Source organism: Curtobacterium sp. MCBA15_004, assembly GCF_001865055.2.
Lineage (GTDB): Bacteria > Actinomycetota > Actinomycetes > Actinomycetales > Microbacteriaceae > Curtobacterium.
Window position 1 is genome coordinate 830,463 of the sequence record NZ_CP126266.1, and the last position, 19,639, is coordinate 850,101.

The 19,639-nt window shown below is 72.4% G+C and carries 17 protein-coding genes; 11 read left to right on the forward strand and 6 right to left on the reverse strand.

Going from position 1 to position 19,639, the window contains the following annotated elements:
• The first annotated feature begins 222 nt into the window (after positions 1 to 222).
• From QOL16_RS03930 to QOL16_RS03945, 4 genes are all read left to right on the forward strand, one after another.
• Positions 223 to 1,239: a LacI family DNA-binding transcriptional regulator gene (locus tag QOL16_RS03930; protein WP_065961966.1), complete on the forward strand. Its 1,017-nt coding sequence runs from the start codon at positions 223 to 225 to the stop codon at positions 1,237 to 1,239.
• Positions 1,240 to 1,882: 643 nt separating this feature from the next.
• Entirely contained in the window at positions 1,883 to 3,202 is a 1,320-nt protein-coding gene (locus QOL16_RS03935) for an ABC transporter substrate-binding protein (protein ID WP_071282499.1), read from the forward strand.
• On the forward strand, positions 3,199 to 4,197 hold the full coding sequence (locus tag QOL16_RS03940; protein WP_305405401.1) for a carbohydrate ABC transporter permease: 999 nt from the start codon (positions 3,199 to 3,201) through the stop codon (positions 4,195 to 4,197). The genes QOL16_RS03935 and QOL16_RS03940 overlap by 4 nt, the downstream gene beginning before the upstream one ends.
• Positions 4,197 to 5,045 carry a carbohydrate ABC transporter permease gene (locus QOL16_RS03945; RefSeq protein WP_065964994.1) on the forward strand — a complete coding sequence of 283 codons (849 nt, stop codon included), beginning with the start codon at positions 4,197 to 4,199 and terminating at the stop codon, positions 5,043 to 5,045. Before QOL16_RS03940 ends, QOL16_RS03945 begins: the two co-directional genes overlap by 1 nt.
• A 152-nt stretch (positions 5,046 to 5,197) precedes the next feature.
• Here QOL16_RS03945 and QOL16_RS03950 read toward each other — a convergent pair whose 3' ends face one another.
• Together QOL16_RS03950 and QOL16_RS03955 are read right to left on the reverse strand one after the other, a co-directional pair.
• Positions 5,198 to 5,353, reverse strand: a complete 156-nt coding sequence (locus QOL16_RS03950; RefSeq protein WP_171898845.1) for a hypothetical protein — start codon at positions 5,351 to 5,353, stop codon at positions 5,198 to 5,200.
• Positions 5,354 to 5,513: 160 nt separating this feature from the next.
• On the reverse strand, positions 5,514 to 5,960 hold the full coding sequence (locus QOL16_RS03955) for a MarR family winged helix-turn-helix transcriptional regulator (RefSeq protein WP_065964992.1): 447 nt from the start codon (positions 5,958 to 5,960) through the stop codon (positions 5,514 to 5,516).
• A 121-nt stretch (positions 5,961 to 6,081) separates the two neighbouring features.
• Here QOL16_RS03955 and QOL16_RS03960 point away from each other — a divergent pair, with 121 nt between their 5' ends.
• A complete protein-coding gene (locus QOL16_RS03960) occupies positions 6,082 to 7,065 on the forward strand; it encodes a helix-turn-helix transcriptional regulator (RefSeq protein WP_071282501.1) in 984 nt (327 codons plus the stop codon).
• Between the two features lie 647 nt (positions 7,066 to 7,712).
• Here the strand turns inward: QOL16_RS03960 and QOL16_RS03965 are convergent.
• On the reverse strand, positions 7,713 to 8,741 hold the full coding sequence (locus tag QOL16_RS03965; protein WP_071245431.1) for a LacI family DNA-binding transcriptional regulator: 1,029 nt from the start codon (positions 8,739 to 8,741) through the stop codon (positions 7,713 to 7,715).
• 162 nt (positions 8,742 to 8,903) lie between these two features.
• Here QOL16_RS03965 and QOL16_RS03970 point away from each other — a divergent pair, with 162 nt between their 5' ends.
• From QOL16_RS03970 to QOL16_RS03995, 6 genes are all read left to right on the forward strand, one after another.
• Positions 8,904 to 10,199 (forward strand): ABC transporter substrate-binding protein, encoded by a 1,296-nt coding sequence (locus QOL16_RS03970; RefSeq protein WP_065964069.1) that lies wholly within the window; start codon positions 8,904 to 8,906, stop codon positions 10,197 to 10,199.
• Between the two features lie 8 nt (positions 10,200 to 10,207).
• Complete coding sequence (locus tag QOL16_RS03975) at positions 10,208 to 11,236, forward strand: carbohydrate ABC transporter permease (protein WP_083394893.1); 1,029 nt, start codon at positions 10,208 to 10,210, stop codon at positions 11,234 to 11,236.
• Positions 11,233 to 12,108 (forward strand): carbohydrate ABC transporter permease, encoded by an 876-nt coding sequence (locus QOL16_RS03980; protein ID WP_065964066.1) that lies wholly within the window; start codon positions 11,233 to 11,235, stop codon positions 12,106 to 12,108. The genes QOL16_RS03975 and QOL16_RS03980 overlap by 4 nt, the downstream gene beginning before the upstream one ends.
• Positions 12,109 to 12,242: 134 nt before the next feature.
• Positions 12,243 to 14,657, forward strand: a complete 2,415-nt coding sequence (locus QOL16_RS03985) for a beta-glucosidase (RefSeq protein WP_139266299.1) — start codon at positions 12,243 to 12,245, stop codon at positions 14,655 to 14,657.
• 89 nt (positions 14,658 to 14,746) lie between these two features.
• A complete protein-coding gene (locus QOL16_RS03990) occupies positions 14,747 to 14,917 on the forward strand; it encodes a hypothetical protein (RefSeq protein WP_175473034.1) in 171 nt (56 codons plus the stop codon).
• 117 nt (positions 14,918 to 15,034) lie between these two features.
• Entirely contained in the window at positions 15,035 to 15,607 is a 573-nt protein-coding gene (locus QOL16_RS03995) for a TetR family transcriptional regulator (protein WP_071282507.1), read from the forward strand.
• Between the two features lie 49 nt (positions 15,608 to 15,656).
• On the opposite strand, the gene QOL16_RS04000 is transcribed toward QOL16_RS03995, so the two are convergent.
• The 3 genes from QOL16_RS04000 to xylA all read right to left on the reverse strand — a co-directional run bounded on the left by QOL16_RS04000 (position 15,657) and on the right by xylA (position 19,544).
• Positions 15,657 to 16,646: an acetylxylan esterase gene (locus QOL16_RS04000; RefSeq protein WP_071282511.1), complete on the reverse strand. Its 990-nt coding sequence runs from the start codon at positions 16,644 to 16,646 to the stop codon at positions 15,657 to 15,659.
• Positions 16,647 to 16,797: 151 nt separating this feature from the next.
• Positions 16,798 to 18,294, reverse strand: coding sequence for an FGGY family carbohydrate kinase (locus QOL16_RS04005; protein ID WP_083394894.1), 1,497 nt, complete (start codon positions 18,292 to 18,294; stop codon positions 16,798 to 16,800).
• Between the two features lie 56 nt (positions 18,295 to 18,350).
• Positions 18,351 to 19,544 (reverse strand): xylose isomerase, encoded by a 1,194-nt coding sequence (xylA, locus tag QOL16_RS04010; protein ID WP_065964051.1) that lies wholly within the window; start codon positions 19,542 to 19,544, stop codon positions 18,351 to 18,353.
• Positions 19,545 to 19,639: the final 95 nt, after the last annotated feature.

The following is a 19,639-nucleotide window of genomic DNA, read 5'->3' on the forward strand; positions in this document are numbered from 1 at the left end:
CGTCGTCGTCGCGGTGGTCCTGGGGCGAGAAGCTAACAGAAAAGCGCTTCACCTGTAAAGCGCTTTTCTGGTGACGACCGAGGACTATGCTCGTGACGACCGCCGGACCCACGGCGGTGGCCACCGGTGACCCGGTGGTGCGAGCCGCCGGGACCACGGCGGTGTGAGCCGCCGCGACCACGGCGGCGTGTCCGTCCGCCCGCAGGAGGTGCCGTGGCCACGATGCAACAGGTCGCCGACCGTGCCGGGGTGTCCATCGCGACGGTCTCGTTCGTCGTGAACGGCACGAAGTACGTCACGCCGGCGACGACCGCGAAGGTGACCGCGGCGATGCGCGAGCTGAAGTTCCGCGGCAACGTCGTCGCGCGCGCCCTCGCGAGCCGGCGCACCCGGATCATCGCCCTGCTGTTCCCGACCACGGGCAACCGCTTCAGCCCGACGACGTCGGAGTTCTTCATGAGCGCTGCCGAGCGGGCGTCGGAGCGCGGCCACCACCTCGTGCTCTGGCCGGTGGACCCCGCCGGTGAGGACCTCGACGACCTCGTGTCCGGCGGTCTCGTCGACGGCGTCGTCCTCATGGAGGTGCGCATGGACGACCCGCGCGTGGCGAAGCTCACCGAGCTCGGCGTCCCGTTCACCCTGATCGGTCGCACCCGGGACAGCAGCGCGCTGCCGTTCGTCGACATCGACTTCGAGACCACGATCGAGGACAGCCTCGACCACCTGCAGGGCCTCGGGCACCGGCGTTTCGGCCTCGTGCTCGAGAACCTCGAGGGCACGCCGATGGCCGGGTACGCCCCCCACCTCCGCGTCGAGGACACCTTCCGCGCGTCCGTCGCCGAGCGCGGTGGCGCCGGGACGATCGTGTACGCGGCGTCCGGGAGCGAGGGTGGCCGTGCCGCAGCCCGGGAACTGCTCGCGGCGGACCCCGACGTCACCGCGGTGCTCGTGATGAAGGACGACTCGTCGGCGGGGCTGCTCGTCGGGCTCTGGTCCGCCGGTCGTCGGGTCCCGGACGACGTGTCGGTGCTGAGCATCGCGTCCTCGGCCGCGGCGGGGGACCAGCACCACCCGCGGCTCGCGGTGATGATCGCCCCCGGTCACGAGCTCGGCGTCCGCGCGGCCGACGCCCTCATCGACCAGCTCGACGGCACCTCGACCGAGCTCCCGCACTTCCTGCTGCCGTGCGTGCTCCGCACCGCCGAGTCGACCGCACCCGCTCCGGCCCCGCGCGCCTGACCCCACGGACCCAGCGACACCGCCCGGCCTGCCGCCCGCGTGAGGTGCCGACCAGGGCGTGACGGCGCTGACGTGCCCACCCACCGGCCGGGAGTCGCGTGGCGGCCCGGCACCGCGCCTCCCGTCCGCCCCGCGGCCCGTCCGCCCCGCGGAAGCGACAGATCGCGCGCGGCCCCGCCCGACGTGGTCGTGAAAGCGACAGTTCCCCGCCGACTGTTCGCGCCGATCTGTCGCTTTCGCGGCGGGCCCCACCCGACCCGCCGGGCTCGCGACAGACCCCACGCGCCCAGCGACACCCCACGGCCCGTCGGCGGCGTGAGGTGTCGCTGAGCCCGTGAGGTCGCTGCACCGGCCCACCCACCCACCGGCCGGGAGGCGCGTGGCGGCCCGGCACCGCGCCTCCCGTCCGCCTCGCGGCCGGTCCACCCCGCGGAAGCGACAGATCGCGCGCTGCCGCGCCCGACGTGGTCGCGGAAGCGACAGTTCCCCGCCGACTGTCCGCACCGATCTGTCGCTTTCGCGACGGGCCCACCCACCCGCCCGCACACCCATCCCGCCCGCAGACCCACCCCTGCACCCACTCCCAGGGACCGTTGGTTGTGTGGTCTCACAGGTTCGCAGCACCACACGTCGAGGAGGACGGATGGCAATCGACCGGAGACTGTTCCTGCTCGGGGGAGCGGGGGTACTGCTGCTCGCGGGCTGCTCCACCCGTCCCGAGCGCACCACCGTCGAGGACTGGCCGACGGACCCACCCGAGGGTGACGTCACGATCAGCTGGTGGGCCGGGCAGGTCGCCTCGAAGGACGGCGGGGACCTCCGTCGCCGCCTCATCGCGGCGTTCCAGGAGGAACACCCGAACATCAGCGTGCGCATCGTCAGCGCCCCGAGCGACACCGACACGAACCGGACCAGCCTCACGACGCAGATCGCCGCCGGGAGCCCGACCCCGGACGTGTACCTCGGCGACGTGGCCTGGCCGGGGCAGTTCGCGAAGAACAAGCTCGCGACGCCGGTGGACCAGCTCGTCGGGGCGGACTTCTTCGAGCAGTTCCCCGAGGGCCTCCGGCAGGCGGCGAGCGTCGACGGGACGTACTACATGTTCCCGCTCTACATCGACGAGTCGTTCTTCCTGTACCGGCAGGACCTGCTCGACAAGCACGGCTTCCAGGTCCCGCGCTCGTGGGAGGAGGTCAAGTCCACCGCCGCGAAGCTCGTGGACACGGGCGACGTCGACTACGGCCTCGCGTTCCAGGGCGACGTCTACGAGGGACTCACCTGCAACGTGACCGAGTTCGTCGCGGACGCGGGCGGTTCGCTCCTCAACGACGACCTGACCCGGCCCGAGACGACGAGCTCGGAGACGAAGCGCGCGTTCGAGTTCATGCGCTCGCTCATCACCGACGGCGCCGCTCCCCGTGCGACCCTGACCTACCAGGAGCAGGACACGAACGACGCGTTCTCGGGCGGTCGCGCGGCGTTCCTCCGCAACTGGTCGTACGCGTGGGGGATCGCGAACGGGCCGGACTCCGCGGTCGCGGGCAAGGTCGGGCTCGCCGCCCGGCCGACGTTCGACGGCATGGACGAGCACCACTCGACGATCGGGGGCTGGGGGAACTACATCAACCCGCACACGCAGCAGCCCGCGGCGGCGTTGACGTTCGCGAGCTGGATGTCGAGCGAGACCGCGCAGCAACTCCTCACCCGCGAGGGCGGAGTCCTGCCGGCCCGCAGCGCGAGCCTCGTCAGCCAGGACGCGAAGCGCCAGCAGCGGCCGACGTACGACACGGCCGCGGGCATCACGCTCGTGCCCCGCCCGACCTCGACGGCGTACTACCCGAAGGTCTCGCAGGGCGTCTACCAGAACGGCAACAGCATCCTCGGCGGACAGACGTCGGTCGACGGCGGCACGAGCGCGATGGCCTCCGCCATCCAGCTCGCCCTGCAGGGCGCGGCGCTGTGAGCGCCGACACCGGGACGCGCACGTCACGCGCGTCGGTCCGGTCGGGTGCGGGGCACCGGCCGGGAGGCGCGGGTCGCCAGGACGGGTACCGCCCGACGAGCGCGCGGTCGCGGATGGAGCGCGTGCGTGCGCGGGGTGCGTGGGGCTTCGCGGCCCCGGCGCTCCTGGTCGTGGCGGCGGTCACGATCTTCCCCGTCGTGTACTCGATCGTCCTGAGCTTCGCCGACGTCGAGATCGGCTACGACGGGTTCAGCATCCAGGGCTTCGGGCTCGGCAACTACGCGGCCCTGCTGCAGAGCGCCGACTGGTACCGGGCGCTCGGCTTCACGGTGCTGTACACGGTCGTGACGGTCTCGGTCGAGCTCGTCCTCGGCATGCTCGTCGCCCTCGTGCTCGAGCGACTCGGGGCCACGCGCGGCTGGATGCTCGCGCTCATGCTCGTGCCGTGGTCGCTCGTCACGATCGTCAACGCCCAGCTCTGGAAGTACGTCTACGACTCGACCTACGGCGTCGCGACGTGGTTCTTCGGGCTGTTCGGGGACGCGCCGGTGATCCTCGGCGAACCGGTGCCCGCGATCACCGGGCTCATGGTCGCCGACATCTGGAAGACGACGCCGTTCGTCGCGATCATCCTGCTCGCCGGCCTCGTCCAGATCTCCGAGGACCACTACGAGGCGGCCGAGCTCGACGGCGCGAACGGGTGGCAGACGTTCTGGCGGGTCGTCGTGCCGCAGCTCGTGCCGACGCTCACCATCGCGGTGCTGTTCCGCGTGCTGCAGGCGTTCGGGGTGTTCGACCTGCCCTTCGTCCTGACGAACGGCGGACCGGGCACGACGACGCAGTCGCTCGCGATCATGGGCTACAAGGTCCTGTTCCAGGACATCAACATCGGCCCGGGCGCCGCGATCGCCACGAGCACCGCGCTCATCGTCGCGGTCGGCTGTCTGCTGTTCCTCCGGGCCTTCCGGAACCAGGCGAAGGGAGGGGACGACTGATGCCCCGACAGCGTGTCCGCAAGGGGTGGCGCCGGTGGGTGAACACCGTGAACGTCAGCGGTGTCGTCATCGCCGTGCTCACCGCCCTGCCGCTCTACTGGCTCGTGACGACGGCGCTCAAGCCCTCGTCGGAGATCGCCCAGTCGCCGCCGACCGCGTTCCCGCGGGCGCTGACGTTCGACAACTTCGTCGTCGCGTTCCGGGACAACGCCCTCGGCCAGTACATGGTGAACAGCGTCATCGTGTCGGTCTCGACGACGGTGATCGTCCTCGGCCTGGCGTTCCTGGCCGGCTACGCGCTCGCCGGGCGCTGGATCCGGGGCCGCACGGCGGTGATGACGTCGCTGCTCATGCTGTCGGTGTTCCCGGCGATCGCGGTGCTGACGCCGCTGTACCTGCTCGAGCGCAACCTCGGCCTGCTCAACTCGTACCCGGGGCTGATCGTGCCGTACGTGGCGTTCAACCTGCCGTTCGCCATCTGGATCATGCGGAACTACCTGCAGGGGATCCCCTCCACGATCGAGGAGGCCTCCGAGATCGACGGCGCCGGCGCGTGGCGGACGGTCCTGTCGGTGATCCTGCCGATGGCGAAGCCGGGGCTGTTCACGGTCGGGGTGTTCACGTTCACGGCCTCGTGGAGCGAGTTCCTGATGGCCCTGACGTTCAACAGCGAGAACTCGTTCCGCACCATCCCGGTCGGCATCGCGTTGTTCGGCACCCAGTTCACGGTGCCGTTCGCGCAGATCTTCGCGGCGAGCGTGGCGGCGACGGTCCCGATCGTCGTGCTCGTGCTCGTGTTCCGCCGGTCGATCGTGTCCGGCCTGACCTCCGGGGCGGTGAAGGGCTGAGGGTGGCCGCGCACTCGTCGACGAGACCTGCGTCGTGTCGGCGGGCGGCGGCTGCGCTGGTGACCGGCAGACGGACGGGAGGCCCGTGGCGATCCCGCCACGGGCCTCCCGTCCGTCGTGCGGTCGCCGTGGCGACCGTCGGTCACACGCCGTCAGCTGCGGCGCGGGTCCCGTGCGGTGTCGGTGAAGAAGTCGGCGTACAGACCGGCACCGTCCTGCAGTTCGCCGTACTTCCAACGCTTGCGCATCCGACGGAACGTCTCGATGCGTACCGGGTCGATGCCCGGCTGGGACTGGTACGCGCCCATGGTTCTCTCCCTGGTTCCCTGAATCGCCCCCGAACGGGGCACCCACGGGCGACGGTACGGACCAGGGCGGGCCACGTCCGGCAAGATAGGTCGGGAAGTTACCTAGTTGCGCTTGTTGGACAAACGTTCGAGTGGTGTCCTCGCCCGCCCGTACTCTGCGTCAGGGGGTCGGAGCGCCGTACTCGAGCGCCTCGACCACGCGGTCGATGACCCGCACGTACTTGACCCGTTCGCGTTCCGAGAAGGAGGACAACAGCTCGTGCAGATGCTCGTTCGTGCTGTCCATCGCGGCGGCGTAGGCGCGCTGGGTCTCCGGGGTGAGCTCGATGAACCGGCTGCGCCCGTCGTCCGGGTTCGGGACGCGGCACAGGTGCCCGGCCCGCTCCAGGCGGTCGACCGTGCCGGTGACCGCCGGACTCGTCAGGCCGAGGTGCGAGACGAGGTCCTTCACGCGGACCTGGCGTTCGGCAGCCGCGGCACGTGCGACGAACTGCAGCACGGTCAGGTCGGTGCCGGACACCGACAGCCGCTCGCGCAGGCGCCCGCGGAGCGCCCCCATCGCCGCCTCGAGTCGGGTCAGCGCGGCGGTCAGGTCGATCTCACTCACGTGGTCGCCCCCTCGGTGCGCGTCGGTCCTCGGCGACGTTACGCCGCCCGTACCCCAGAAGCGTATCCAGATAACGAGATGGACTGCGCCATGCGGACATCGCACCCGGACGGAGTGTCCCGTGGCTGACCCCCTCATCGAGGCCTTCGGCGCCGAGGCGACCATCGCTCCCGTGCGCTTCGAGGTCGCCGGCACCCGTCCCGAGACCGCCATCCGCGACCTCGGTGGCATCTACCGGGCCGATCGTTGGTCCGCGGGGCCGACCGACGGTCGCTTCGACTACCGCTACACGGCCATCGGAGACAGCGAGGTCACCATCCGTCGCTCGCAGATGCACGGCGAGATCCGCGGCGTCGTCCCGGCGGGCGGCGACTACGTCGTCACGTGGATCAGCGCGGGGACCGGCGAGGTCGAGATCCGCGGGGAGCGGTGGCCGATGGAGCAGGACGTCCCGGTGCTGTTCCCGCCGGACGAGGAGTTCTGGTTCGTCACCGCCGACTACGACCAGCGCCTCGTGCACTTCGACCGCGAGTTCATCCGGCGAGTCGCAGCGACCCGGACCGAGGTCGGCGACCACGAGCTGCGCTTCGACGGGGTCCGGCAGCCCGACGCCACGATCGGGCAGCGGTGGCAGGGTGCGCTCACGGCGCTGTCCCGTGGTCTGCGCGTCGGGGGGTCGGAGTCGGACGCCTGGCAGGACGCCAAGGTCGCGGCCGCCGAGGTGTTCCTCGACATGTTCCCGCCGCAGGTCGACGCGCTGCCCGACGTGCTCGCCGAGCCCCGGAACGCCCGACTGCGCGCCGCGGTGGAGTACATCCACGCGCACGCCGCCGAGGACGTCTCGATCACCGACCTGTCCGCCGTGGCCGGGCTCAGTGTCCGGTCCGTGCAGGAGTCGTTCCGGCGCGTGTTCGACGTGTCGCCGCTGACGTACCTGCGCCACGTCCGGCTCGACCGCGTGCACGAGGAGCTGCTCGAGGCGGGGCCGCAGACCGGTGCCGTGGGGGACGTGGCGCGGCGGTGGGGTTTCGCGCACCTCGGTCGGTTCTCGGCGTCGTACGCGGAGCGGTTCGGCGAGTACCCGAAGCAGACGCTGCGGCGCTGACGCGCTCGCGGGCGCTGGTGGCGCCGCGCCGCGCCGCGCCGCGCCGGTGCGCGCCGGCGCGCGCCGCGCCGTGGCGCGACGTGCTCGCGCCGGTGCGCGCCGGCGGCGCCGCGCCGCGCCGGTGCGCGCCGGTGCGCGCCGCGCCGTGGCGCGACGTGCTCGCGCACCACGGAAGGCACGTCGCACCACGTGATTGCGTGGTGCGAGGTGCTTGCTGTTGTGCGGAGGGCGCGCGCTCTGCGCGTCGCCGGGATGGCTGGCGCTCCGCGCCCTGCCTGTCTGTGGCGCGCGGCGCGAGCGCCGCGCCGTGGCGCGACGTGCTCGCGCACCAGGGAAAGCACGTCGCACCACGTGATTGCGTGGTTCGACGTGCTTGCTGCTGTGCGGACGACGCGCGCTCTGCGCGTCGCCGGGATGGCTCGCGCGCCGCGCCCTGCCCATCTGTGGCGCGCGCCATGGCGCGCCGCGCCCTGCCCATCTGTGGCGCGCGCCGTGGCGCGCCGTGCTCGCGCACCACGGAAGGCACGTCGCGCCGCGGGTTCTCGTGGTGCGAACTGCTTTCCGTTGTGCGGAGCGGCAGGCCGGCCGGTGCCGGCCGCGCGGCGTCGGCCCGCGCGGCGCCGGCCGGCGCCGGTGCCGGCCGCGCCTCAGCGCGGGACGGGCGCCGTGGTGCTCCGCACGCGCAGGGTCGTGGGCAGGCGGACGTGGTCGCTCGTGGGCTCGCCGCGGAGCATGCCGAGCAGCATCGACACGGCACTCGCGCCGAGGTCGACCAGCGGCTGCGCGACCGTGGTCAGCGGCGGCGTGGTCGTGGAGGCCTGCGGGACGTCGTCGAACCCCACGACCGACAGGTCCTCGGGGACGCGGAGCCCGAGCGCCTCGGCGGCGTGCATGACGCCGATCGCCGAGGAGTCGTTCGCCGCGAACACCGCGGTCGGACGGTCGGCCAGGGTGAGCAGGTCGTGCGCGACCGCGGCCGAGCGCTCCTCCTGGTAGTCGCCGGCTCGGACGAGCTGCTCGTCGACGGGGATCCCGGCCGCCGCCAGGGCCGACCGGTACCCCGCCTCGCGCAGCTGCGACGATGCGAGGTCGCCGCGACCCCGCAGGTGGGCGATCCGGGTGTGGCCGAGGCCGAGCAGGTGGTCGACGGCCTGCCGGGCGCCCGCCGCGTTGTCGGTGTCGACGGTGGCGTGTCCCTCCGGCCCGGTGTGCGGGTCGATGGCGACGACGGGGATCGACGCCCCGGAGAGTGCGACGGACGGCGTGACCACGATCGCACCGTCGATCAGGGTGCCGGACAGACGCGAGAGCGAACGCCGCTCCCACCCCGGTCGGCTCGACCCGGTGAGCAGACCGGCGTAGGCGAGCAGCTCGTACCCGGTGCCGGTCGTCGCTGCCGAGACCCCGCGGAGGAGCTCGGTGGAGAACGGCTCGAACTCGGTCACGAGGATGCCGATCACGTTCGTCCGGGAGCTGCGCAGGCTCCGGGCGACCAGGGACGTCTCGTAGCCCAGGCGCTCGACGACCTCCTGCACGCGGACGATCGTCGCCTGGGCCACACCGTCGCGGTTGTTGATCACCTTCGAGACCGTCGGGATCGAGACCCCGGCGGCGCGCGCGACGTCCGCGATCGTGACCCGGCCCGGCCCGGGCGGGGTGTCGAGGACGGTCTGCATGTGCTCACCGTACCGCCGCAGAGGGCCGGTGACGGGGTCCGCACCACGGATAGAAAACGTTATCGATAACGATTGACAAGGACCGCGAGCACCTGGCACGCTCTCCGCAGCGGCATTCGATGTCGCGCCTGTCAACGACGACGACACACCAGGAGTTCCACGATGACGAGGAAGATCCGGGCCGCCGCAGCCATCGCGCTGATCGGGGCCACCGCACTCACCGCAGCGGGCTGTTCCGCGGGCGGCAACGCGGCAGACAGCAACGGGAAGGTCACGATGACCTTCTGGCACAACTCGACCACGGGACCGGGCAAGGCCTTCTGGCAGGACACCGTCGCGGCGTTCGAGAAGTCCCACCCGAACGTGACGATCAAGATCCAGGCGATCCAGAACGAGGACCTGGACGGCAAGCTGCAGACGGCGCTGAACTCCGGGTCCGCCCCGGACGTGTTCCTGCAGCGCGGCGGCGGCAAGATGGCCGCGATGGCCAAGGCCGGGCAGCTCATGGACATCTCCGGCTCGATCGGGAAGAACGCCAAGACCGAGATCAGCGCCGGTGCGTTCAAGGGCTACGAGCTCGACGGCAAGACCTACGCGATGCCCGTCGACGTCAACCCCGAGGGCATCTGGTACAGCCAGGACCTCTTCAAGCAGGCCGGCATCGAGGGCACCCCCACCACGATGGACGAGCTGAACGCCGACATCGCCAAGCTCAAGGCCGCGGGCATCCAGCCGGTCGCCGTCGGCGCGAAGGACGCCTGGCCGGCCGCGCACTGGTACTACAACTTCGCGCTCCGCGCCTGCAGCGCTTCGACGCTGAACGACACCGCCAAGGACCTGAAGTTCACCGACAGCTGCTGGAAGGCGGCCGGCGAGGACACGAAGGCGTTCTTCGACACGAAGCCGTTCAACGACGGCTTCCTCACCACGGCCGCCCAGCAGGGCGCCGGCAGCTCGGCCGGCCTCGTCGCGAACCACAAGGCCGCGATGGAGCTCATGGGTGCGTGGGACCCGGGTGTGATCTCCTCGCTCACCCCGGACGGCAAGCCGCTCGCCGACCTCGGCTTCTTCCCGTTCCCGGAGGTCTCCGGCGGCAAGGGCGCACCGGGATCGATGATGGGTGCGGTCGACGGGTACTCGTGCTCGGCCGAGGCGCCGAAGAAGGAGTGCACCGAGTTCCTCAACTACATGACCGAGAAGCCCGTGCAGGAGGCCTACTACAAGGCGTTCAACGCGATCCCGGCGAACGAGTCGGCGCAGTCCGTCGTCACCGAGCCCTACCTGAAGAGCGTCCTCGCCGCCTACAACAAGGCCCCGTACGTGTCGAACTACCTCGACACGCTCTACGGCCAGAACGTCGGCAACGCGCTGAACACGAGCGTCGTGAACCTGCTCGCCGGCAAGGGTGACGTGGCGGACATCGTCAAGACCGTCAACCAGGCCGCGGCGAAGGGCTGACCCGACCGATGGCCACTTCAGTCGCCCCCCGTCCGTCCCGCCCCGGTGCGCGGACGGACACGGGGAAGGACCTGACCGGGGTCGACGGTACGCCGTCGGCCCCGGCCGGCCGGGGCCGCGCGAAGCCGGCCGCCGACGTCCGCAAGCGGGTCGAGATCGCCCTGCTCGCCGGACCCGCGACGATCATGTTCGTCGGGTTCGTCATCCTGCCCGTGGTGCTCGCCGCGTACTACGGCTTCTACAAGTGGCAGGGCTACGGCACCCCCACCGACTTCGTCGGCCTGCAGAACTACACGGTGATCTTCACCGACCCGGACTTCCGGGGCGTGCTGTGGCACAACCTGTTCATCGTCATCGGCTCGCTCGTCGTGCAGGGGCCGATCGCGATCATCCTGGCGCTCCTGCTCAACCAGCGGATCCGCGGCCGGGGCCTGATCCGCGTGCTCATCTTCGTGCCGTACGTCATCTCCGAGGTGATCGTCGGCACCGGGTGGAGCCTGATGCTCCAGTCGAGCGGCGCCGTGAACGACCTGCTCCAGTCCGTCGGCCTCGGGGGGTTGCGCGCCGACTGGTTGTCGAACCCGGACATCGCGCTCTGGACGCTGCTGGCGATCATCTCGTGGAAGTACATCGGCTTCGCGGTGATCCTGTTCCTCGCCGGCCTGCAGAGCATCCCGGAGGAGCTGTTCGAGGCCGCCCAGCTCGACGGCGCCGGCTACTGGCAGATCCAGCGCCGCATCACGCTGCCGCTGCTCGGCCCGACCATCCGCATCTGGGCGTTCCTGTCCATCATCGGGTCGCTCCAGCTGTTCGACCTCGTCTACATCATCTGGGGGCAGTACATCGCCTCGACCGCGGGGACCTCGACGATGGCGACGTACATGGTCGCGAACGGCCGGCTCTCCGGCAACTACGGGTACGGCAACGCCGTCGCCGTGGTGATCTTCCTCATCTCGCTGGTCGTGGCCCTCGTCTACCAGCGGTTCGTCCTGCGCCGCGACACCGCCGGCGCCCTCACCGAGAAGGCCACCCGATGACCGCCACCGCCTCCCTCGTCGCACCGCGCCGCCGTCCGCGCGACTCCGGGCCCGTCGGGCGCGAGCGCAACCTCGGCACGTACTTCATCGCGCTGCTGTTCATCGCGGTGTGCATCGGCCCGGTCGCGTACATCGTGCTCGGTGGGTTCCGGACCAACGCGCAGATCACGGCGAGCCCGGCCGGTCTGCCCGCGCCGTGGAACGTCGGCAACTACCTCGACGTCCTGTCGAGCGGCGTCTTCTGGCAGCAGCTCGGCAACTCGGTGGTGGCGGGCGTCACGACGACCGTCGGCGTCGTCGTGCTCGGGCTCATGGTGAGCTTCGTCCTCGCCCGCTACCGCTTCCGGGGCAGCGGAGCGCTCTACGCGCTCTTCGCCGCGGGACTCATGTTCCCGATCACGGTCGCGATCACGCCGCTGTACCTGCTCGTCAAGGACCTCGGTCTGACGAACAACCTGGCCGGGGTGATCCTGCCGCAGATCGCGTTCGCGCTGCCGACGACGGTGATCATCCTCGTGCCGTTCCTCAAGGCGATCCCCGACGAGCTCGAGGAGGCGGCCGCCATCGACGGTGCCAGCCGGCTCGGGTTCTTCTTCCGCATGGTCGTCCCGCTGTCGCTGCCCGGTGTCGTCACGGTCGGCATCCTGGCCTTCATCGGGAGCTGGAACAGCTACCTGCTGCCGCTGTTCATCCTCAACGACTCGTCGGCGTACACGCTGCCCCTCGGCGTGCAGGCGTTCTCGTCCCAGTACTCGGTCGACACCGCCCGCGTGCTCGCGTTCACGTCGCTGTCGATGATCCCCGCGCTCGTCTTCTTCGCGGTGTTCCAGCGCCGCATCGTGGGCGGCCTGACCGGGGCGGTGAAGGGGTGACGACGCTCGACTCGACCACGCACCCGACCGACGGACAGGAGGCCCGTGGCGGCGCCGCCACGGGCCTCCCGTCCGACGCCACCCGCGTCGACGACGCGACGGCCCCCGACCGCGCGACCGCGCTGCTGGCCGCGATGACCCTCGAGGAGAAGACGGCGCAGCTCGTCGGCTACTGGCTCGACCAGAACGGCGTCGTCGCCCCCATGCAGGGCGAGATGGCGGCCGCGCAGGACGGGCAGACCCTCGCCGAGACCACGCGTCACGGCCTCGGGCAGTACACCCGCGTGTACGGCACCCGGCCGGTCGAACCGGACGAGCGGGCCGCGTGGCTGTGGGCGGAACAGCGCCGCCTGCAGCGCGAGACCCGGCTCGGGATCCCCGCGCTCGTGCACGAGGAGTGCCTCACCGGGCTCGCCGCGTGGCAGGCCGCGACGTTCCCGACGCCGCTGGCCTGGGGCGCGTCCTTCGACCCGGAGCTCGTCGAGCAGGTCGGCGCGGTGATCGGCCGGTCGATGCGCGAGCTCGGCGTGCACCAGGGCCTCGCGCCCGTGCTCGACGTCGTCCGCGACCCCCGCTGGGGACGGGTCGACGAGTGCATCGGCGAGGACCCGTACCTCGTCGGGACGGTCGGCACCGCCTACGTGCGCGGGGTGCAGAGCGCCGGGGTCGACGCGACCCTCAAGCACTTCCTCGGCTACTCGGCCTCACGTGCCGGTCGGAACCACGCACCCGTGCACGCCGGACCGCGCGAGGTGGCGGACGTGTTCCTGCCGCCGTTCGAGATGGCGCTGCTCGACGGCGGCGCCCGCAGCGTGATGAACTCCTACGCCGAGGTGGACGGCGTGCCCGTCGCCGCGGACCCCGCGCTGCTCACCGACCTGCTGCGTGGTCGGCTCGGCTTCGACGGCACGGTCGTCGCGGACTACTTCTCGGTCGCGTTCCTCGAGGTCATGCACGGCGTGGCCCGGGACCGCGGCGAGGCGGCGGCGATGGCCCTCACGGCCGGGATCGACGTCGAGCTGCCGACCGGCGACGCGTACCTCGCCCCCCTCGTCGAGCGGGTGCGGAGCGGCGAGGTCGACGAGGCACTCGTGGACCGTGCCGTGCTGCGCGTGCTCCGGCAGAAGGAGCGGCTCGGCCTGCTCGAACCGGACGCGTTCGCGGGGGAGCCCCCCACGGGGATCGACCTCGACTCGCCGGAGCACCAGGCGCTGGCCCGTCGGCTCGCGGCGGAGTCGCTCGTGCTGCTGTCGAACGACGGCGTGCTGCCGCTCCGTCCCGCCGTCGCCGTCGGCGGCGGCGGCGACGGCGACGCCGGTCGCGGGGCCGACACCACCACCGGTACCAGCAACGCCACCGACACCGCTGCCGCCCCGCGGGGCCCCGTCGCGGTGATCGGCCCGAACGCCCACCGCGCGGAGGCCCTGCAGGGCTGCTACTCCTTCGCGAACCACGTGCTCGCGACGCACCCCGGCCTGCCGCTCGGCTTCGCGATCCCGACCGTCCTCGAGGCCCTGCGGGACGTCCTCGGCGACGACGCCGTCCGGTACGCACCGGGCGCCGAGGTCGAGGGCGACGACCGCTCCGGGTTCGCCGACGCCGTGGCCGCCGCACAGGACGCCGCCGTCGCGGTCGTCGTCGTGGGCGACCAGGCCGGCCTGTTCGGACGCGGCACGGTGGGGGAGGGCAACGACTCCGAGTCGCTCGACCTGCCCGGCGTGCAGCGCGAGCTCGTCGAGGCCGTCGTCGCCACCGGCACCCCCACGGTCGTCGTGCTGCTCACCGGGCGCCCGTACGCGATCGGCTGGGCCCTCGACGGGGACCAGCCGAAGCCGGCCGCGGTCGTCCAGGCGTTCTTCCCCGGGGAGGGCGGCGGCCTCGCGATCGCCGACCTGCTCACCGGTCGCGCGGAACCGTCCGGGCGCCTGCCCGTGTCGCTGCCGCGCTCGGCCGGGGCGCAGCCGTACTCGTACCTGCACCCGCGGCTCGGCGGTCCGTCGGACGTCACCGCGACCGACTCGACGCCGGTCCGACCGTTCGGCTTCGGCCTGACGTACACGTCCTTCGCGTACGAGGACCTGGTGGTCGACGACACGGTCACCACGGACGGGGCGTTCGCGGCGACGGTCACGGTCCGGAACACGGGGACACGCGACGGCGCGGAGGTCGTGCAGCTCTACGGGCACGACGTCCAGGCGTCGGTCACGCGTCCGGTCGTGCAGCTGCTCGGCTACGCACGCGTCGCACTCGCCGCGGGGGCGTCCGCCCGGGTCCGCTTCGACGTGCCGGTGCAGCGGTTCGGCTTCACCGACCGCGCGATGCGCAAGGTGGTCGAACCGGGCGACGTGCAGGTCTGGGTCGCGTCCGACGCGGCGGCGTCCCGGCCGGGAGGCCCGGTGCCGACGGGTGGGATCGTCGCGTCCGGCGACGGGCCGGTCCGGTACGAGGTCCCCGGATCGGCGACGGACCGTGCGGTCGTGCGGGTGACCGGTCCGGTCCGCGAGGTGTCCCTCGCCGACCGGCGGGTGGTCACCTGGGAGCGCGTCTGACGGCACGCGCAGGCCGCTCCGCGCACCTCCACCGCCCGTCACGGGGAGCGTGAGTAGCGTGCGAGATCCCTCAGCTGAAGGAGCACGCCATGTCCGACGCCGACGTCACCCGCGAACCGACCAACGACCCCGACGGCTCGAAGAAGCCCGACGGCCTCGGCGAGGACGGGACTATCCCCGACCACCCGGAGGGCGTCGCAGCCGGCTTCGCCGGCGACGAGTCGCACTTCAACCCCGAAGAGGACGACGCCGCCGAGTAGCGGACGCGACCACACGACGGAACGGGAGGCCCGTGGCCACGCCGCCACGGGCCTCCCGTTCGTCGTCCGGTCACCACGTTGCGACGGCGACGTCCGTCGGGTCGGTACCGTGGTGGCATGGCCCGCTTCACGCCCCCTGCCGCCGACGCGATGCGCGCACGCATCCTGGAGGCCGCCCGCGACGAGTTCGCCGCCCTCGGCCTGACGGGGGCACGCGTCGAGCGGCTCGCGGCCGCGGCGGACAGCAACAAGGCGCAGGTCTTCCACTACTTCGGCGGCAAGGAGGGGCTGTTCGACGCGCTCCTCGTGCAGGAGCTCGGCGGCCTGCACGACGCCGTGCCGCTCGACACCGACGACCTGCCCGCGTGGGCGGGACGGCTCCACGACGCGCTCGTCGAGCGGCCGTGGGTCGCACGCCTCGCGACCTGGCAGCGGCTCGAGCGCGCGGACGCCGTGGTGCCCGCGCTCGTCGAGCGCCACGAGGCCGCGGTCGCCGAGGTCGAGCGTGCGCAGCGTGCCGGGGTGCTGCCGCGGTCGTTCCGGCCGGCGGTGCTGTTCGCGCTCGTGCTGCAGCTCGCCGGGGTCTGGGCGACGCTGCCGCCCGAGGCGACGGGCACGGTGTCGGCCGTGGTGGCTGCGCGGCGCCGGCAGGTCGTCGTCGACGCGGTCGGGCAGCTGCTCGGGCGCTGAGCCGGCGCCCTGGGCCCGGCGTCCGGCCGCCCCCGGGCCGGTCGGCCGGCTAGAGCCGCTCGCGCAGGAACGCCACCTGGCGCTCCCAGTGGCGGAAGCCGCCGCCCTCGTGGCCGTTGTACGGGTACACGGCGATCTCGTGGTCGGTCGAGCCGAGCGCGTTGTACGCCGCGAAGGTCGTCCGCGGCGGCACGACGTCGTCCATGAGCGCCACCGAGAACAGTGCGGGCGCGGTGATGCGCTCGGCGAAGTGCACGCCGTCGAAGTACGCGACCGTGTCCCAGACCCGGTCGGCGTCGTCGCGGTGGACGGACAGGTACGTGGCGAGCTCGAGGTAGGGGCCGCCGACCGCGACGTCGGTGCCGTGCTCCCAGTCGCACAGGAACGCGACGTCGGGCAGCACCGCGACGAGGGGGCCGACGTGCGCCTCCACCAGGGCCGCGGCGGCGAGGGTGATCCCGCCACCCTGGCTGCCGCCGGTGAGCGCGACCCGGTCGGCGTCGACGCCGGGGAGCGTGCGGACCGCCTCGACGAGCCGTACCGCGTCGGTGAAGACCCGGCGGTAGTAGTGGTTCGCCGGGGCGTCGACCCCGCTCGCCATCCACCCGCCGACGTGCGGCACGGAGCCGTGCGGGTCGGGGGTGTCGCCGCCGGAGCCCCAGCCGCTGCCCTGCCCGCGCGTGTCCATCACGACGTGCACGAAGCCCGCGAGCGCCCAGGACACCCGTTCGCCGGGCAGGCCGCGGCCGCCGCCGTACCCGAGGAACTCGACCACGACGGGCAGGTCCTGGTCGGCGGTGCCCGCGGGCCGCGAGACCCACGCGCGGACGGGGTCGCCGCCGAAGCCCGGGAACGTCAGGTCCTGCACGTCGAGGGCGGTCACCGGCGTCGCGGCCGGGGTCGTCACGGGCGCGGTGCCGGCTCCTGCTGCCCGGGCCTCGGCGATCGTGTCCGCCCAGAAGGCGTCGAGGTCCGCGGGACGACGCACCGCGGGGCGGTGGGTGCGGAGCTGGTCGAGGGGCAGGTCGGTGAGCGGCACGGGGTTCCTCCGGGGGATCGGGTGGGACCGGCACGGATCTGGCGTACCGGCACGGATCGGGCGTACCCGGTCGATCCGTCCGACCGGGTACGCCCGATTCCATCAGGTGCGCGCGCAGCGCGCGGGGCGCGCGGGGCGCGCCGGGCGCGCGTCAGCGCAGCGCGTGGGTCCGGTACTGCTCGAGGACCTCGGGGCGGGGGTCCGCGGGGACCACGGTCGCCGAGACCTCCCAGGACGGCAGGGCACCCGTGAGCACCCAGGCGGCCTGCCGGGCGGCACCGGCGGCGACGTACTCGCCCGGTTCCGGGACCGACACGTCGCGTCCGAACACCTGCGCGGCGACGGCCCGGACGGCCTCGTTCCGCGCGGCCCCACCGATGAGCAGCAGGCGCGACACCGTGACACCGGTGTCCTCGACCGCCGCCAGGCCGTCCGCGAGCGCGCACAGCATGCCCTCGACGGCGGCACGGGCGAGGTGCGCCCGGTCCGTGGTCGCCGGGGTCATCCCGAGCAGCGAGGCGGTCGCGTCCGGACGGTTCGGCGTGCGCTCACCGACGAAGTACGGCACGAGCACGAGCCCGTCCGCGCCCGCCGGCGCCTGCAGCGCCAGCTCGCCGAGCTCGCCGTGGTCGACGCCGAGCAGGCCGCCCACCACCTCGATCACGCGGGCTGCGTTGAGCGTCGTGACGATCGGGAGGCGCGACCCGGTCCCGTCGGCGAAGCCCGCCACGGTCCCGCTCGGGTCCGTCACCTCGGTGTCGGTGACCCCGAAGACGGTGCCGCTCGTGCCGAGGGACACCGCGACGTCACCCGGGCCCAGTCCGAGGCCGAGCGCTGCCCCGGCGTTGTCGCCGAGTCCCGGGCCGACGAGGAGTCCGGCACGGGCGACGGCGCCGCCCGGCAGCGTGACGTCGGACGCCAGCGCGCCCATCGCCTCGTCGGGCGCCACGACCCGCGGCACCACGACCGCGTCGGCCGGGCTGCCCGCACCGTCCGAGCCGTCCTCGCCGGACGCGACCCGCAGGCCACGGCCGAGCGCGGCCTCGAACAGCTCGCCGTCGTACTCCCGCCGCACGGGGTCCCAGTAGCCGGTGCCGCTGGCGTCCGAGCCGTCGGTCGCGAGGGCGTCGAGGTCCGGACCGAGCGGGCTCTCGTCCGCCGGGCCGTACCCGCGCAGCCGCCACGACAGCCAGTCGTGGGGGAGCGCGACGGCCGCGACGCGGCCGGCGTTCTCCGGTTCGGCGTCGCGGAGCCAGCGCAGCTTCGTGCCGGTGAACGAGGCCACCGGGACCAGACCCGTGCGGGCGACCCATGCCTCACGGCCGAGCTCCTCGACCATCTGCGCGGCCGCGTCGGCGCTGCGGACGTCGTTCCAGAGCAGTGCGTCGCGGACGACGTGCCCCTCCGCGTCCAGCGCGACCATGCCGTGCTGCTGCCCGGCGACCGCGACCGCCGCGACGTCGTCGAAGCCGCCGGCGTCCGCGATCGCGGCGCCGAGCGCGTCCCACCAGTGGCGGGGGTCGACGGACGTGCCGTCCGGGTGGGACGCGCGCCCCTCCCGTACCACCGCGCCGGTCGCCGCGTCACGGATCGTGACCTTGCAGGACTGGGTCGACGAGTCGACCCCTGCGACCAGCTGCTGGCTCAACCCTTCGGCGGCAGGCCGCCTCAGCGCGCGGAATGCAGCCGGTGGCGCGTCTGCACTCAATTCCGCGCGCCCATGAGGTGCTCCATGGCGAGCTGCTGCAGGCGCACGAAGCCGAAGCCCTTGCCGCCGAAGTACGCGTCGGCGTCGAACTCCTCGTAGGCGGAGCGGTCGGCCAGGAAGTCGTCGTACGACTCGCCGCTGTTCAGCGTCGGGGTGCTCAGCTCGTCGACCTTCGCGGCCGACAGGGCTGCCTGCACCTCGGGGTCGGCGCGGAACGCCTGCGCGCGCTCCTTGAGGAGCAGGTACATGCGCATGTTCGCCTTCGCCGAGTCCCACACGCCCGTGATGTCCTCGGTGCGCGAGGGCTTGTAGTCGAAGTGGCGCGGGCCGTCGTACGCCGGGCCGCCCTGGGGGGAGCCGTGCTCGAGCAGGTCGACGAGCGAGAACGCGTTCTGCAGGTCGCCGTGGCCGAACACCAGGTCCTGGTCGTACTTGATGCCGCGCTGGCCGTTGAGGTCGATGTGGAAGAGCTTGCCCTGGTACAGCGCCTGGGCGATGCCGGCGGTGAAGTTCAGGCCCGCCATCTGCTCGTGGCCGACCTCGGGGTTGATGCCGAACAGCTCCGGACGCTCGAGCGTCTCGGTGAACGCGATCGCGTGGCCGAGGGTCGGCAGGAGGATGTCGCCGCGGGGCTCGTTCGGCTTCGGCTCGATGGCGAAGCGGATGTCGTAGCCCTTGTCGGTGACGTACTGGGCGAGCAGGTTGACGGCCTCGCGGTATCGCTCGAGTGCGGCCTGCACGTCCTTGGCGGAGTCGTACTCCGAGCCCTCGCGGCCGCCCCACATGACGAAGGTCTTCGCGCCGAGCTCGGCGGCGAGGTCGAGGTTGCGGAGCACCTTGCGGAGCGCGAACCGGCGGACCTGACGGTCGTTCGAGGTGAACCCGCCGTCCTTGAAGACCGGCGCCGAGAACAGGTTGGTGGTGACCATCGGGACGATGACCCCGGTCGCGTCGAGCGCGCCCTTGAGGCGGTCGATCTGCGTCTGGCGCTCGGCGTCGGTCGAGCCGAACGCGAACAGGTCGTCGTCGTGGAAGGTCAGGCCGTAGGCACCGAGCTCGTCGAGCTTCTCGACCGCCTCGACCACGTCCAGCGCGGGACGGGTGGGGCCGCCGAACGGGTCGGAGCCGTTGTAGCCGATGGTCCAGAGACCGAAGGAGAACTTGTCGTCACGGGTGGGCGTCGTTGCCATGGTGGATCACCGTTCGTCGTCGAAACAAAATGTTGCCGCGCCCAACATAAGCGGTAGTGTTGACTCTGGCAAGCACCGGATCGCAAAGGAGCGAG